Genomic DNA, 15,583 nt, shown 5'->3' on the forward strand with positions numbered 1-15,583 from the left:
GGCTACTTCTGGAGCACCGACAGGTCCTGGTCCGCCTCCGGCACCGCGACCATGCCCCGGTCGTCCGGCAGCGTCTGCACCGTGAAGCCGGGAACGCCGTCCTCGGTGGCCTTCAGGGTCCGGGCCGCGTAGACCGGCCCGCCCGACACCGGCTCCACCGTCAGCGCGTACGTGCCCTTCAGACCGCTCGGGACCGGAAGTTCGACGTCCTGGGTGGTGCCGCCCTTGATCGTGTACGTCTTCGAGGCCGCCGTACCGCCGCCGCTGCCCGCCGACGCGGTCACCTTGACCACGGCGGAGCCGCTGGGAGCCACCAGGGACAGCGTGGCGCCCTTGGCGGTGTTGTCGGCGACCGTCGCGCGCGTGCCCACCGCGCGCGTGGCGGGGATGAACGCGGTCTCCTTCTTGGCGCCCTTGCCGCGGGTGACCCGGACCGCGGCGACGACCGGCACGGACTGGTCCGTGGGCGTCAGGACCAGCGAACCGGCCTCCCCGCGCGTGACGTCGCCCAGGTCGACGCCGGTCGTCATACCTGCCTTGACGTGCAGCGTCTCGTTCCCCGCCGGGGTGATCAGCCCGGACGGCGAGGCGAGCCTCACCTTGAGGTCGGCGTCGGCGTCACCGGGCGTGAAGGCGACCAGGCGCACCTCGGTGGCGTCCTTGGGGATGCCCGGCAGGACGAGGCTGCCCGCCGGGTCCGTGGAGGCGGCCAGCCAGTCGCCGCCGATCTTGTCGTCCAGGGCCTGTACGGCGGCCCCGACCCGTCCGCTGCGGACGTTGACGTGCACGGTCACGTCGGTCTGCTCGGCGCTGACCAGCGTGGACAGCAGGATCGGCTCGCTGGAGTGCGGCGGGACGGTGATGTCCTCGCCGGTCGGGGCCTCCAGGAAGCCGTCCTTGCCGTAGAGCTCGATGTCGACGACGGCCGCCGAGTCGTCCGGGTTGGTCAGGTGCACGTAGTCGGTGCGGTCGGCGGCGGTGCTCGCGCCGGGGAACCAGAACTCCGTGTCGGCCGGGGTGCAGTTGACGCCCTGGAGACCGCGTCCGGTGCCCGCGGCGACCTCGGTGGTCTCCTGCACGGTCCAGCCGGGCGCGAACTTCCCCTCGGCGGTGCCGATGAGCGCGGGCGAGTCCCCGCCGGAGGTGTCCCCGGTGACCGGCGCGCCGGGCTCCTTGGGGGTGAGGACCGGCTTCTCGGCCTTCTTCTTGCCGGACTTCTCCCCGCCTTCGGACTCCTGTGCCGCGGCGACGAGTTCGGCCTCGCCGTCGCTCGCCGCGCCCTTCGTGACGGGCGTGAAGGACGTGTACGACGTCTCGGCGAGGTCGGAGGTGCTCGGACTCGGGCAGAGCAGGCTCGTGCGCTCCACGGGCAGCTCGGCGGCCGCCTTGGCGGTGTCCGGGCCGGAAGCGTCGGGCGTGGTGAGCGTGGCGAACCCGGTGACGGCGGCGAGGGCGGCCGCGCAGGCGATCAGGGACACGGTGGTGCGGTTCACTGCTGGCTCCCGTCGGGACGCTCGCCGCCGTGCTGCTGCGGCTGCGCCGGGTCGTACGTCGCGTCGTAACCCTGGTCGTACGGCTGTCCGTACTGGTCGTACGACGACTGCTGCCCGCCCTGTCCGCCGTACGCGTACGGGTCGTACTGGCCGCCCTGGTAGGGGTCCGCGTAGCCCTGCTGGTCGTAGCCGCCCGCCGGGTACTGCTGGGCGGCCTGGTACTGGTCGCCGGCGTAGCCGTTGTAGTCGTTGGCACCCGCGTAACTCGCCTGGTCCCACTCTCCGTAGGCCTGCTGCTGCGGAACGGCGACCGGGGTCTCCTCCGGAGGAGGAGACGTGGACTCGTCGCCCTGGGCGGCCTCTTCGGCCTCGGCCTGGGCGCGCAGACGGCGGGCGCGGCGGCCCTCGCCCTCCATCGCCTGGGCGGGGATGGCCCGCTCCTCCTCGGGGAGGTCGTCGTCGATGTCGCGGCGGCGGCCCGGCAGGGCGAGCACCACGAGGACGACGGAGAGCGAGCCCTGCGCCCACAGCCAGGCGGTGTGGGTGATCGGGTCGTCGTAGACGACGTCCAGCCTGCCGCCGGAGGCCGGGAGTTCGAAGCCCTGGGCCCAGCCGTCGACCGTCTTGGCGGCGAGCGGCTTGCCGTCCAGGGTGGCCGTCCAGCCCTCGGCGGCGGTGTCGGCGAGGCGCAGGACGCGGCCGTCGGCGCCGGCCGGGATCGTGGTGTGGATCTCGACGGGCCCCGCGGCGACGAGCGTCGGGGTGCCGGAGCCGCTGACGATGGTGGCGCGGGCGACGTCCTGGTCGACCCGCCACAGCGCGCTGCCGTTCTGCTGGCTGAGCCTGGTCAGGCCCGGGGTGGCGTCCAGGACGCGGGTCACCTCGCGCGGGGCGCCCTTGTGGACGAGGACGTAGCGCACCGCGAACTTGCCGAGCTGGTCGGACTGGTCGGCGCCGGAGCCGGCGACGAGGTTGGCGACGACCTTGTCGAGGCGGCTGTTCTCGCCGTCGGAGGCGGAGAGTTCGGCGTCGCCGAGGCGGGCGCCGGAGCCGCGGACCAGGGTGTAGCCGACGTGGGCGGTGGAGTCGCTGTCGAGGACGAGGGTGCGGGGCCGGTCGCGGTTGTTGCTGTCCTCGGCGACGAACGCGGGCACCTGGACCGGGTCGCGCCGCTCCAGGGGGCCGTCGGCGCCGCGCAGCATCCATCCTGCGGCGACGAGCAGCGGGCCCGCGGCGGCGGCGAAGGCGATCAGCGCGGCGACCGGCTGGCGCCAGCCGAAGCTCTGCTCGGCCACACGCGCGCGTGCCCCGTCGGCACCGAGCACGGCGGCCGCCAGGAGGGCGATGCCGTAGACGAGGGTGGCCGGGCCCGCCCAGGTCGAGCCGTTGGACAGGACCGCGAGGACGAGGCCCACCAGGGCGACCGCCCAGGCCGCCCAGATGCCGAACTGGCGCTCCGAGCGCAGCAGGGCGGCCAGCGCGGCCAGGACGACGCCGATGAGCATCAGCCCGCTGACCGTGCCGGGGCCGCCGGGGCTGGCGCCGAGCAGGTCGGTGGCGGAGGCGGCCGAGGAGCCGTACTCCAGCCCCGCCTCGTCGAAGAAGCCGAACGGGAGGAGCGTCAGCGACCAGGGCGCGAGGATCAGCAGGGGTGTGCCGAGCTGGGCCAGGAAGCGCAGGCCGTAGGCGGTGATGTCGGCGCGGCGCACGGCCAGGACGCCGAGGCCGAGGATCAGCGCGATCGGCCAGATGATCGGCGTGAACGCGGTGGTGATCGTCAGCAGCAGGGCGTACGCCCAGGTGGCGCGCCAACTGCCGCGCGCGTCCGAGGTGTTCGCGAGACCGCTGGCCGCGACGCCCGCGCGGGCGATGAGCGGCAGCAGGATCGCGAGGACGGCGGTGCCGAGGCGGCCGCCGGCCAGCGCGCCGGTGGCGGCGGGCAGGAAGGCGTAGACGACGGCCGCCCACGCGCGCAGGAGCCGCGACTCGACGAGCGGGCGGGAGGCGAAGTAGGCGGTGAGGCCGGCCAGGGGCACCGAGCAGACCAGCAGGACCGTGATCGCGAGGCCCGTCGACCCGAACAGCAGGGAGGCGAACATCGCGACGATCGCCAGGTAGGGGGGCGCCGAGGTGGTGCCTCCGGCGCCGACCGCGTGCCAGGAGTCCAGGTAGCGCGACCACAGCTCGCTCGAGTCGGCCGGGGCGGGCAGCAGGGCGCCGCCCGCGAGCGCGCCGCCGCCGAGGAGTTCACGGCAGGCGGCCAGGGAGACGAGCAGCAGCACCAGGAAGAGCACCGGGCCCGGCTTGCGGGCGATGCGCTTCACGCGCGCGAACTGCTCGATCTCCAGGAAGTCGGCGTCGTCGCCGCCGGGCCCGGACTCGACCGCGCCGCCGTGCCGTCCCGCGCCCGAGGTCGCCTCGGGGTCGGAGCTGCCGACGAGGCTGCCGGCGGCCTGTTCGACGGTGGCCCGCACGGTCGCGCCGGGCGGCGGGAACAGCGCCCGCAGCTCGCCCTTGTCGACCACCGGGGCACCGCGCCTGCGGCGCCCGGCGATGATCCGCTCGGGCCGCAGCACGGTGCCCAGCAGACCGCGGATCTCGTCGAGGGCCTGTCCGGGGACCTTGCCGACGAGATAGGCGACCGTGCGCAGGACGGTGCCGACGACGAGCCGGAACAGGACCCAGGGCAGCAGGGCCGTACGGCTGTTGACGAGCAGGGTGTAGGCGGCGCCGGCCTTGTCGACCTTGTGCGGGGAGGCCGCGGTGCGGCCCACGCAGTCGACGGCGCGGCGCTCGCGGGAGGCCGCCTCGGCGTGGCGTACGACCGCCTCGGGGGCGATGAGGACGCGGTGCCCTGCGGCCGTGGCGCGCCAGCACAGGTCGACGTCGTCGCGCATCAGGGGCAGCCGTCGGTCGAAGCCGCCGAGCTGCTCGAAGACGTCGCGGCGCACCAGCATGCCCGCGGTGGAGACGGACAGCACGGACCGGACGTGGTCGTGCTGGCCCTGGTCCTGCTCGCGGCGGTCCAGGCCGGTCCAGCGGCGGCCGGAGTGGGCGATGGTGACGCCGACCTCCAGCAGCTGCCGCTTGTCGTACCAGCCGCGGAGCTTGGGGCCGACGACGGCCACGTCGTCCCGGCCGAGCTCCAGCTCGTTCTCCACGACCCTCAGCAGCTCGGCGAGGGCGTCGGGCTCGGGGGCGCAGTCGTCGTGCAGCAGCCACAGCCACTGGACCGGCTCGCCGTACGGGAGCTCCGGCATGTCGTAGGCGTCGTCGCGCCACGTGCGCGTGACGGGGTCCCAGCCGCTGGGCCGCTTCAGGTACGGCAGCTCCTCGGGGGTGAGGAGGGGCGCGCTGCGGTTGGCCTCCTCGACGGCCTGGCCGAAGCCGGTGCGGCGGGCGAGGTGCAGCACCCGGTCGGGGCCGAGGGACTCGGTGACCAGCTGCGCGGAGTCGTCGGCGCTGCCGGTGTCGGCGGCCACGGCGAACTGGACGGGGCGCTCCTGGCCGAGCAGCCCGGCGAGCGCGTCCGGGAGCCAGCGGGCGCCGTCGTGGGAGACGAGGACCGCGGTCACCACATGACGCGGGAACTCAGGAGTGGCAGCGTCGTGAGCTGCCGTGTGGCTGTGCACGGACATCGAGGTACGGGCCCCGGTTCGGTGGACTGCGGTGGACGCCTGTGCCCCGAGGGGGCAGCGGGGCGTCTCGGACGAGCGACCACACTATCGGCTGGGCATGTCGACGGCCCGCCGCCTGTGGACAAGCCACCTGCGACGGGCCGTAAGTCCCGTATGTACGTGCGTGCGTCTACGTACGCACGCGTGCCGCTCGTCTCAGACGGCGGCCTTCTTCAGGCGGCGCCGCTCGCGCTCGGACAGGCCGCCCCAGATGCCGAACCGCTCGTCGTTGGCGAGGGCGTACTCCAGGCACTCGGAGCGGACTTCACAAGCCAGGCAGACCTTCTTGGCCTCGCGGGTGGAGCCACCCTTCTCGGGGAAGAAGGACTCGGGGTCGGTCTGGGCGCACAGCGCGCGCTCCTGCCAGCCGAGTTCCTCGTCCGCGTCGTCGACCAGCAGTTGCTGCACCAGCTCGGTCATGTGCGCCCCTCGTCTGTCTTTCGCGTCCCCGTGATCTAGCCGTTACCGATGTCGGCTGAACGACACGAGTGAAATTACAAGTGTGCTGCTCCGGGCGAGTCAAGCCGAGATCTGCTATTGGGCCCCTTATTCACTCTGCGGAACCAAGGCCTAGCGGAAAGTGTTCAAATCGCCATAAACCTTGACAAGCAGATGGGGCCTGCGGGGTTTCCGACCCGTGCAGGACCTGTACGGAGGAGGACGCCCAGGAGTGCGTTCCCGTTCCGTGCGCGCCCGGTTGTGCGCCATGTGTCCCGGTAGACACCTGAACAAACCTTTCACCTCAGAGATGAACCGGATGAGGTGAAACATGTCCCACATGCCGGTGTCGAGTTGACAGTGCGGGTGTGAACCGCTGTCCTTGTGGGCATGCTCGCGAACTTGGCACTCACCTCGACCCGCACCGCCGGGTCCCACGGTGCTGCCCGCGCGCGCTGTAGCTGTTGCTGTCCCAGCTGTTGAGCGTCACCCGCTCCGGCTGAAGGCCGAGTCGCCCCGCGACTCGGCTCTTCTGTTCCCCTCTGACCTTTCTTTCACTGAGGAACCAGCACACCCCATGAACAGCGACAACGACCTCCAGATCGCCGGCGACATCCTTGAGGTCCCGCACCTGCTCCAGGCTCCGCGCGAGCACCCGGCCACCGTCGCCGAGTTCGTCGGCCTGGCCCGCTCCATCGCGGCCGACCGCGCGCAGTGGGAGCACCTGGTGGAGTACGACGCGACCTCGCGCTGGTACCACCGGCTGCGCACCGGCCCGGGCTACGAGGTGTGGCTGCTGTCCTGGGTGCCCGGTCAGGGCAGCGGACTGCACGACCACGGGCAGTCCTCCGGCGTGCTGACCGTCCTGGACGGCGAGCTGACCGAGCGGACCGAGCGCGGCACGCGCGCGTTGAGCGCCGGTTCGCAGCGGGTGTTCGCGCCGGGCTATGTGCACGAGGTCGTCAACGACGCGCTGGAGCCGGCGGTCAGCCTGCACGTCTACTACCCCGGCCTGACCGAGATGCCGATGCACACGGCGTGCACCGCCGCGCCCGCGACGTACGACGAGGTCGACGTCGTGACCGCCTGACGCGTTGTCGTACCCGCCTGCGAGACTTGCTTCCATGCGAATCGTGGTTCTGGCAGGCGGCATCGGCGGTGCCCGTTTCCTGCGCGGTCTGAAGCAGGCCGTGCCGGACGCGGACATCACGGTCATCGGCAACACCGGGGACGACATCCACCTCTTCGGGCTGAAGGTCTGCCCGGACCTCGACACGGTGATGTACACGCTCGGCGGCGGCATCAACGAGGAGCAGGGCTGGGGCCGGGCCGACGAGACCTTCCATCTCAAGGAGGAACTCGCGGCGTACGGCGTGGGCCCGGAGTGGTTCGGGCTCGGCGACCGGGACTTCGCCACACACATCGTGCGGACGCAGATGATCGGCGCCGGATACCCGCTCAGCGCGGTCACCGAGGCGCTCTGCGACCGCTGGAAGCCGGGCGTGCGGCTGATCCCGATGTCCGACGACCGCGTGGAGACCCATGTGGCGGTCGAGGTCGACGGCGAGCGCAAGGCCGTCCACTTCCAGGAGTACTGGGTACGGCTGCGGGCCTCGGTCCCGGCGGAGGCGATCGTGCCGGTCGGCGCCGAGCAGGCGAAGCCCGCGCCGGGCGTCCTGGAGGCCATCGCCGAGGCGGACGTCATCCTCTTCCCGCCGTCCAACCCGGTCGTCTCGGTCGGCACGATCCTCGCCGTGCCCGGCATCCGCGAGGCCATCGCCGAGGCCGGGGTGCCGGTGGTGGGCCTGTCCCCCATCGTCGGGGACGCGCCCGTGCGCGGCATGGCCGACAAGGTGCTCGCCGCGGTGGGCGTGGAGTCGACGGCCGCGGCGGTGGCCGAGCACTACGGCTCGGGGCTGCTGGACGGCTGGCTCGTCGACACCGTCGACGCGGGCACCGTCGAGCGGGTCGAGTCGGCGGGGATCCGCTGCAAGGCCGTACCGCTGATGATGACGGATCTCGACGCGACCGCCGCGATGGCCCGGGAGGCGCTGGCGCTGGCGGAGGAGGTGCGGGGGGCGTGAGCGCGGAGGGGTTCCGTGTGTGGGCCGTGCCGGGTCTTCCCGAGATCTCGGCCGGTGACGATCTCGCCAAGCTGATCGCCGCGGCCGAGCCCTCGCTCGCCGACGGGGACGTGCTGCTCGTCACCTCGAAGATCGTCTCCAAAGCGGAGGGACGGGTCGTCGAGGCGGCGGACCGGGAGGCGGCGATCGACGCCGAGACGGTGCGGGTGGTGGCGAGACGTGGTGCGCTGCGGATCGTCGAGAACCGGCAGGGGCTGATCATGGCGGCGGCCGGGGTCGACGCCTCCAACACCCCCGCCGGGACGATCCTGTTGCTGCCCGAGGATCCTGACGCGTCCGCGCGCGCGATCCGTGACGGGCTGCGGGATCTGCTCGGCGTCAACGTCGGGGTCGTCGTCACCGACACCTTCGGGCGACCGTGGCGTGCGGGGCTCACGGATGTGGCGATCGGCGCCGCCGGGGTGCACGTACTCGACGATCTGCGCGGGGGCACGGACGCGTACGGCAATCCGCTGAGCGCGACCGTCGTCGCGACGGCCGACGAGCTGGCCGCCGCCGGGGATCTGGTGAAGGGCAAGGCCGCCGGGCTGCCTGTCGCCGTGGTGCGCGGGCTGACGCATGTGGTGGGCGACGAGCACGGGGAGGGGGCGGGGGCCATGGTGCGCGGGGCGCGTGACGACATGTTCCGGCTGGGGACCTCCGAGGCGGTACGGCAGGCGGTGACCCAGCGGCGTACGGTGCGGGCCTTCACGGACGAGCCGGTCGACGCGGGGGCCGTGCGGCGGGCGGTCGCCGCCGCCGTGACCGCGCCGGCGCCGCATCACACGACGCCGTGGCGGTTCGTGCTGCTGGAGTCCGCGGAGTCGCGGACGCGGCTGCTGGACGCCATGCGGGACGCGTGGGTCGCGGATCTGCGGCGGGACGGGAAGACCGAGGAGTCGATCGCGAAGCGGGTGCGGCGCGGGGACGTGCTGCGGAACGCGCCGTATCTCGTGGTGCCGTGTCTCGTCATGGACGGGTCGCACGAGTACGGCGATCCGCGGCGGGACGGGGCCGAGCGGGAGATGTTCGTCGTCGCGACCGGGGCGGGCGTGCAGAACTTCCTCGTCGCGCTGGCCGGGGAGCGGCTGGGGTCGGCGTGGGTGTCCTCGACGATGTTCTGCCGGGATGTCGTGCGTGAGGTGCTGGGGCTGCCGGAGGAGTGGGATCCGATGGGGGCGGTGGCGGTCGGGCATCCGGCGGAGGAGCCTCGGCCGCGGGGCGAGCGGGATGCGGGGATGTTCATCGAGGTGCGGTGAGGAGGAGGGGCGGGGCTCTAGTCTCTTAGGGGCCTCTCCTCTCTACTCTCCTGGGACCCTCGAACCTCTTTCTCCTGGGGCCCGCTCAGGACCCTCTTCCATCTCTTCGGGACTTCAATCGTGGCTGGACGGTTCGCTCCTCGGCCCACGCGTACGACGGTGCGTGGAGGGCATGTCGCGGTGCCCGGGGGTGTGCCTCGGCCGGTGGCCGCGCCTGGGCGGACGCGTACGTATGTGCCTGAGGGGCCGCTGGATCTCGGGCTGGTGCTCGGGCCGTTGCGGCGGGGGCCTGCCGATCCCACGTTTCGGACGATGCCGGACGGGTCTGTGTGGCGGGCCAGTCTGACGCCTGTCGGGCCGGGGACGCTTCGGGTCGGTGTGCGCGGTGGGGAGGTGCTCGGGGAGGCGTGGGGGCCGGGGGCGGAGTGGCTGCTCGACGGGTTGCCCGAGCTGCTCGGTGCGGCTGACGATCCGTCGTTGTTCGTGCCTCGGCATCGGCTCGTGGCCGCTTCTCGGCATCGGCGGCCGGGGTTGCGGTTGGGGCGGACCGGGCTGGTGATGGAGTCGTTGATTCCGTCTGTGCTTGAGCAGAAGGTCACCACCGATGAGGCCTATCGGGCTTGGCGGTTGCTCGTGCGGAAGTTCGGGGAGCCGGCGCCGGGGCCCGCGGGTGTGGTCGGGGGGCGGATGTGGGTGATGCCTTCGCCTCGGACGTGGGCGTTGATTCCGTCCTGGGAGTGGCATCGGGCCGGGGTCGACAACAAGCGGGCGTCGACGATTCTGCGGGCCGTGCGGGTTGCTGCGCGGCTGGAGCAGGCTGTGGCCATGTCTGTGGGGGAGGCTCAGGCTCGGTTGGAGGTGGTGCCGGGGGTGGGGCCGTGGACGTCTGCGGAGGTTGTGCAGCGGAGTCATGGGGCGGCGGATGCGGTGACGGTGGGGGATCTGCATCTGCCGGGGATCGTGGGGTGGGCGCTTGCCGGGGATCGGGATGCGGATGACTCCGTGATGCTGTCGTTGCTGGAGCCGTATGCGGGGCAGCGGCATCGGGCGGCTCGGTTGATCTTGTTGAGCGGGCGTACGCCGGGGCGGCGGGCGCCTCGGATGCCTCGGATGCCTCGGGGGGATATCGGGCGGTTGTGATGTGGGTGGGGGTGCGCGTGGGGCTTTTCTCGCCCCCGCCGCCCCTACCCGTCCCTCCCCCAGAGGGGGGACCCCCACCAGGGGCTGCCGCCCCTTCGACCCCGCCCTTCCTGGGGGCTGCGCCCCCAGACCCCGCCTTTTCGGCCCTTAAGGGGCCTCGTCCTCAAACGCCGGACGGGCTGGAATTACCTGGGCCGGCAGCGAGAGGCTCAGCCGTCAGCGGGTGGGTGGGGGATTGCCTGGACCGGCGGTGAGAAGGGAAGCCACCAGTCGGTGGGTGCGGGGGTCGGGGCGGTCTTCCCTCGCCCCACACACCCGCACCGTCCCTCTCACTGGTCCGACGAGAAGCGCACTGCCCCCGGCGGGATCATCGCGTCGCACCACACCCTCGCGCCGTCTCGGAGTTCGTTGTCGGCGCCTACTACCGCGCCGTCTCCGATGACCGTGTCGGTGAGGACCGAGCGTTCGCCTACGCGGGCGGCTGTGCCGATCAGGGAGTCTGTGATCACCGCGCCTGGTTCGATGACCGCGTTGGGGAGGATGACGCTGCCGGAGATTCTTGTGCCCTCGGCGATGAAGGCGCCCTCGCCGACCACCGTGCCGGCGGTCAGTTTGGCGTCGGGGGCGACGGTGGCCGTCGGGAGGATGAGGCGGTCGCCGCAGCGGCCGGGGACGGCGGGAGAGGGGGCGCGGCCCAGGACCAGGTCGGCTGAGCCTCGTACGAAGGCTGCCGGGGTGCCCAGGTCCAGCCAGTAGGTGGAGTCGACCATGCCCTGGAGGTGGGCTCCGGTCGCCAGCAGGTCCGGGAACGTCTCGCGTTCCACCGAGACCGGGCGGCCGGCCGGGATCGTGTCGATCAGGGAGCGGCGGAAGACGTAGGCGCCCGCGTTGATCTGGTCGGTGACGATCTCTTCCGGGGTTTGGGGCTTTTCCAGGAAGGCCTGGACTCGGCCTGTTTCGTCCGTCGGGACCAGGCCGTACGCCCTTGGGTCCGGGACCTTCGTGAGGTGGAGGGAGACGTCTGCGTTCGTCTGCTGGTGGGTGGCTACCAGTGCCGCGATGTCCAGGCCCGTCAGGATGTCGCCGTTGAAGACCAGGATCGGGTCGTCCGGGGCGGAGTGGAGGCGGGAGGACACGTTGCGGATCGCGCCGCCCGTTCCCAGGGGCTCCTTCTCCGTCACGTATTCGATGTGCAGGCCCAGTGCCGAGCCGTCGCCGAAGTGGGGTTCGAAGACCTCCGCCAGATACGACGTGGCCAGGACGATGTGGTCGACGCCCGCCGCTCTCGCTCTCGCCAGCTGGTGGGTGAGGAAGGGGACGCCGGCCGCGCGGACCATCGGTTTGGGGGTGTTCACCGTGAGCGGGCGCAGCCTCGTGCCCTTGCCGCCGACCAGGAGGATCGCTTCTGTCACCTGTCGTCTCCGCTTCCTGCCGGTGACCGGCCGAACCGTCTTTCGGCCGGTCAGTGTATGCAGACCGTTGTGCGGCGCTTTCGGCGGCAGTGCGGTGATGATGCTCCGCCTCTTGCCCCCGTCGGCGGTGGAGATGCCCGAATGCGATCCCCCGGTTCCCCCGGTTCCCCCGGTCCCCTCGGTTCGCCCGGTTCGCCCGGTTCCTCAACGTCCCTGGTACTGGGCCGCGGTCGCGCGGGCCGAGCCGAGCTTGCGGTAGAGCTGCCAGCCGGGGCAGGCCGTGGAGAAGCCGTCGCGGTGGCCGGAGATCACGTTCAGTCGTACGTTCCTGCCTTTGCGGTAGAGGTTGCCACCTCCCGACTTCAGGTATGTCTTGCCGCGTGGATTCGCGCCGTACAGTCCGAGCTTCCAGGCCGTGATCCGCGCGACGGCCTTCACCGCCGCGGCGGACGGGCGGCTGTAGCCGAAGGTGCCGAGGACGGCGATCCCCATGCTGTTGGTGTTGAAACCGAGAGTGTGGGCGCCCAGGACCGGCTTGGCCACACCCCCGGCGCGGCCCTCGTAGATGCGGCCGCACTTGTCGACGAGGAAGTTGTAGCCGATGTCTCGCCAGCCCATGCTCTTGACGTGGTAGCGGTAGATACCGCGAATGACGGAGGCGGACTGCGAGCAGCGGTAGCCGTTCCCGGTGGCCGTGTGGTGCACGAAGGCCGCCTTCACCTTCTTCGTGTAGACGAACTTCTTCTCGCGCAGCTTCTCGTTCGCGCCCCAGCCGCGCCGGGTGACGATGCGGGGCCGCGGGCCGATCTTCGGCCTCACCCGCTGGCTCTCCGTCAGTTCACCGGCCCGCAGGGAGAACAGTTCGTGCTCGGTCTGCGTGCGGTCGAGCGCGGGGATCTCGGTGGCGCCCAGGGGGGCCAGGTCGGCGTTGGCCGCCGAAGCCGCGGAGGCGGCCGAAGCGGCCGAGGCGGCGCCGAACTCGGTGCCGAGGGAGCCGGCTCGTGGGTCGCCCACGGGGGCGCCCTGCGGGACCGCCGCCTCCCCGGGGTCCACCAGTTCCAGACGCAGGCCCGAGGGCAGAGCCCCGGTTCCCGCCCCTACGGCTCCCTCCCCTACCGCCCGCTCCCCCGAGCCCCCCAGTACCCGCTCCCCCACACGCTCCTCCGCCCCCGCACGCACGCGTACCTCCACGCCGTCCGAGTCCCCCACCCACAGCGGCGCCGTCGCCCCCCGCACCCGGCCCGAGGCGCGCTCGGCCGTGTCGGGGTCGGCGCCGTCGTCGCCATAATGCGTCTCGACGTCCTGCCAGCCGGACCACGCGCCCGAGACGGCGGCACGCGTGCGTACCTGGACGCGGCCGTGCAGCTCGGTGTCCGGGTTGTCCCAGACGACACCGACGAGGGAGAAACGGTGCACGTCGCTCCGGGACAGGCTCGCCGAGCCGAGGGCTCTGCTGGTGCCGAGGAGCGGCAGTGACTGGGTGCTGCCGGGGACGGACACTTCCGCGCTCGGCACCGGGCGCGCGACGGTCGCGGCGGCGGGCGGGGTCAGCGGAAGGGCCAGTGCGGCCGCGCAGGTGACACCGATCGAGGAAGCAAGAAATCCATGCATGTCATCGATAGTGGACATATTCAGATGTATCCGGCCATCCGGGAACTGACGGTCCGTCGGCCGAACCGGTGACCCGGCGCAGCCCGAGCACCTCGTCGCGCTCCGCCCCGTCCGCGTACGCTTGCGCGGGTGAACTCCACCGACCGCACCCCCGCCGACCTGCTGCGTTCCGCGCTCGCCGCGGACGCCGGACGCCCCCTGGTGACCTTCTACGACGACGCCACGGGCGAGCGTGTCGAACTGTCTGTCGCCACCTTCGCCAATTGGGTGGCCAAGACCGCCAATCTGCTCCAGGGCGAGCTCTCCGTGGAACCCGGTGACCGGGTCGCGCTGCTGCTGCCCGCGCACTGGCAGACGGCGGTGTGGCTGCTCGCCTGTTCCTCGGTGGGCGTGGTCGCGGACGTCGGCGGTGACCCCAAGGCGGCCGACGTCGTGGTGAGCGGGCCCGACACGCTGGACGCGGCGCGGGCGTGCTCCGGCTCGCGTATCGCGCTCGCGCTGCGGCCGTTGGGCGGGCGGTTTCCGCAGACCCCCGACGGGTTCGCCGACTACGCCGTCGAGGTGCCGGGGCAGGGGGATCGCTTCGCTCCCTTCGCGCCGGTCGATCCTGACGAGCCCGCGCTCATCGTGGCCGGGCGGGAGTTCAGCGGGGCGGAGGTTGTGGAGCGGGCGGTCGCGGAGGCGGCGGCGCTTGGGCTGACGGGGCCTGGGTCTCGGTTGCTGTCGGGGCTGTCGTACGACACCTGGGAGGGGTTGTCAGCGGGGCTGTACTCCGCGCTCGCCACCGGGGGGTCCGTGGTGCTGTGCCGGAATCTGGAGCAGCTGGGTGAGGAGTCGCTGGCCAAGCGGATCGAGAGTGAGCGGGTCACGGCCACGCATCGCTGAGAGGTAGGCCTCCCTCCCCCATCCGGCCCACCACCACCCGCCCCACCCCTCCCATCCACGCCATGGTCGTAAGAGCAGCCCGCACTACACGCTCGTACGTCATGAGGGGTGGATTTCGTCGTGGCCGACACCGTAGGTACGCCCTCCACAGGCACCCTCGGTCCGGGAGCGGGGGCGTCCGCCACGGGGCGGGGGCTGATACGGCGGCGGCGTCGGCGGTGGCTGGGGTACGGGGCGGTCGGGGTGGCCGTCAGCGTCCTCGCGGCTGTCGGGGCCGGGTGGGCCGTGTACGCGAAGCTCGACGGGAACATCACGCCGGACAACGCCGCCGCCGCGGAGCTCGCGCGGTACGAGAAGGAGCGGCCGACCGCGCTCGTCAAGGACGCGCAGAACATCCTGCTGATCGGGTCCGACTCGCGGTCCGGGGACGGGAACGGGCGGTACGGGCGGGACTCCGGGACCGAGCGGTCCGACACCACGATCCTGTTGCATCTCGCCGCCGGGCGGCGCAGCGCCACCGCCGTCTCGCTGCCCCGGGATCTGATGGTGGACGTGCCCGCGTGTCTGCGTCCGGACGGCACCCGTACCGAGCCGATGTTCGCGATGTTCAACTACGCCTTCCAGAAGGGCGGTTCGGCGTGCACCATCCGAACCGTCGAGAAACTCACGGGAGTTCGAATCGACCATCATGTGGTCGTCGACTTCCACGGGTTCAAGGACATGGTGGACGCGGTCGACGGCGTACGGATCTGTCTGGACGAGCCCATCCACGACAAGGCGGCCAAGCTGGAGCTGCCGGCGGGGCGGGTGACGCTCGACGGCGAGCAGGCGCTCGGGTATGTGCGGGCCCGCAAGTCGCTCGGGAACGGCAGCGACACCGACCGGATGGACCGGCAGCAGCGGTTCCTGGCGGCGCTCGTCAACAAGGTGCAGAGCAATGACGTCCTGCTGAATCCGGTGAAGCTCTATCCCGTGCTGGACGCGGCCACTTCGTCACTCACCACGGACCCCGATCTGGCGAACTTGCGCGGTTTGTACGAACTCGTACGCGGACTGCGTCACATCCCCACCGAACGTGTGCAATTCCTGACCGTGCCCCGGGAGTCGTACACCTACGACACCAATCGCGACCAGCTCGTACAGGCCGAGGCCGAGAAGTTGTTCGAACGGCTGCGTACGGATGCGCCAGTGGCGGTCGCCGAGGAAGTTCCCGAGGATTCCGCTACAAAAAGCCCCAATTCGAGCGACGGTTCGCAAGAAGAAGCGGATGTCTACGAGGAGTCGTACGACTACGACGAGTACGGGGACTACGAGGACTACGGGGACTACTACGACGGGAAGTCCGGTGCCAAGCGGCCCGATGAGCCCGCCGCCGCCGTTTCGCCCGCGCCGACGTTCCGCGGGAACACCGCCGCCGAGGACACCTGTAAGTAAAGCGATTGCCAAGGGCGCGCACAGTTGTCCTGGGAAATAGGGCGGATTGACCGGTTGTAGGGACGTGGAATTTGTCACCGTCGTCGCCTGGCAATGAACTGGGCGGATAGT

General features: G+C 71.7%; 11 protein-coding genes. 6 read left to right on the forward strand and 5 right to left on the reverse strand.

Annotation, left to right across the window (positions count from 1 at the left end; translation table 11 throughout):
* Nucleotides 1-2 precede the first annotated feature (2 nt).
* From ABZ928_RS13160 to ABZ928_RS13170, 3 genes are all read right to left on the reverse strand, one after another.
* On the reverse strand, nucleotides 3-1,493 hold the full coding sequence (locus ABZ928_RS13160) for a DUF5719 family protein (protein ID WP_361517692.1): 1,491 nt from the start codon (nucleotides 1,491-1,493) through the stop codon (nucleotides 3-5).
* A complete protein-coding gene (locus ABZ928_RS13165; protein ID WP_361517693.1) occupies nucleotides 1,490-5,131 on the reverse strand; it encodes a glycosyltransferase in 3,642 nt (1,213 codons plus the stop codon). The genes ABZ928_RS13160 and ABZ928_RS13165 overlap by 4 nt, the downstream gene beginning before the upstream one ends.
* A 195-nt stretch (nucleotides 5,132-5,326) precedes the next feature.
* Nucleotides 5,327-5,590: a WhiB family transcriptional regulator gene (locus tag ABZ928_RS13170; RefSeq protein ID WP_003975777.1), complete on the reverse strand. Its 264-nt coding sequence runs from the start codon at nucleotides 5,588-5,590 to the stop codon at nucleotides 5,327-5,329.
* Nucleotides 5,591-6,185: 595 nt separating this feature from the next.
* Between ABZ928_RS13170 and ABZ928_RS13175 the strand changes: the two genes are divergently transcribed.
* The 4 genes from ABZ928_RS13175 (at nucleotide 6,186) to ABZ928_RS13190 (ending at nucleotide 10,130) form a co-directional block, all read left to right on the forward strand.
* Entirely contained in the window at nucleotides 6,186-6,698 is a 513-nt protein-coding gene (locus ABZ928_RS13175) for a cysteine dioxygenase family protein (protein WP_361517695.1), read from the forward strand.
* Between the two features lie 34 nt (nucleotides 6,699-6,732).
* Nucleotides 6,733-7,692, forward strand: coding sequence for a 2-phospho-L-lactate transferase (cofD, locus tag ABZ928_RS13180; protein ID WP_361517697.1), 960 nt, complete (start codon nucleotides 6,733-6,735; stop codon nucleotides 7,690-7,692).
* Nucleotides 7,689-8,990, forward strand: a complete 1,302-nt coding sequence (locus ABZ928_RS13185; protein ID WP_361517699.1) for a coenzyme F420-0:L-glutamate ligase — start codon at nucleotides 7,689-7,691, stop codon at nucleotides 8,988-8,990. The genes cofD and ABZ928_RS13185 overlap by 4 nt, the downstream gene beginning before the upstream one ends.
* A gap of 120 nt (nucleotides 8,991-9,110) precedes the next feature.
* Nucleotides 9,111-10,130, forward strand: a complete 1,020-nt coding sequence (locus ABZ928_RS13190) for a DNA-3-methyladenine glycosylase 2 family protein (RefSeq protein ID WP_361517700.1) — start codon at nucleotides 9,111-9,113, stop codon at nucleotides 10,128-10,130.
* A gap of 329 nt (nucleotides 10,131-10,459) precedes the next feature.
* Here ABZ928_RS13190 and ABZ928_RS13195 read toward each other — a convergent pair whose 3' ends face one another.
* Nucleotides 10,460-11,542: an NDP-sugar synthase gene (locus ABZ928_RS13195; RefSeq protein WP_361517702.1), complete on the reverse strand. Its 1,083-nt coding sequence runs from the start codon at nucleotides 11,540-11,542 to the stop codon at nucleotides 10,460-10,462.
* 204 nt (nucleotides 11,543-11,746) lie between these two features.
* Nucleotides 11,747-13,171, reverse strand: coding sequence for a peptidoglycan recognition protein (locus tag ABZ928_RS13200; RefSeq protein WP_361517703.1), 1,425 nt, complete (start codon nucleotides 13,169-13,171; stop codon nucleotides 11,747-11,749).
* Between the two features lie 111 nt (nucleotides 13,172-13,282).
* Here ABZ928_RS13200 and ABZ928_RS13205 point away from each other — a divergent pair, with 111 nt between their 5' ends.
* Together ABZ928_RS13205 and ABZ928_RS13210 are read left to right on the forward strand one after the other, a co-directional pair.
* Nucleotides 13,283-14,038: a TIGR03089 family protein gene (locus ABZ928_RS13205; protein ID WP_361517705.1), complete on the forward strand. Its 756-nt coding sequence runs from the start codon at nucleotides 13,283-13,285 to the stop codon at nucleotides 14,036-14,038.
* 195 nt (nucleotides 14,039-14,233) lie between these two features.
* The gene (locus tag ABZ928_RS13210) at nucleotides 14,234-15,472 is read left to right on the forward strand and encodes an LCP family protein (RefSeq protein ID WP_361518899.1); all 1,239 of its coding nucleotides are present in this window, start codon (nucleotides 14,234-14,236) and stop codon (nucleotides 15,470-15,472) included.
* Nucleotides 15,473-15,583: the final 111 nt, after the last annotated feature.

This window comes from Streptomyces sp. NPDC046909, assembly GCF_040644695.1.
Taxonomy (GTDB): Bacteria; Actinomycetota; Actinomycetes; order Streptomycetales; family Streptomycetaceae; genus Streptomyces.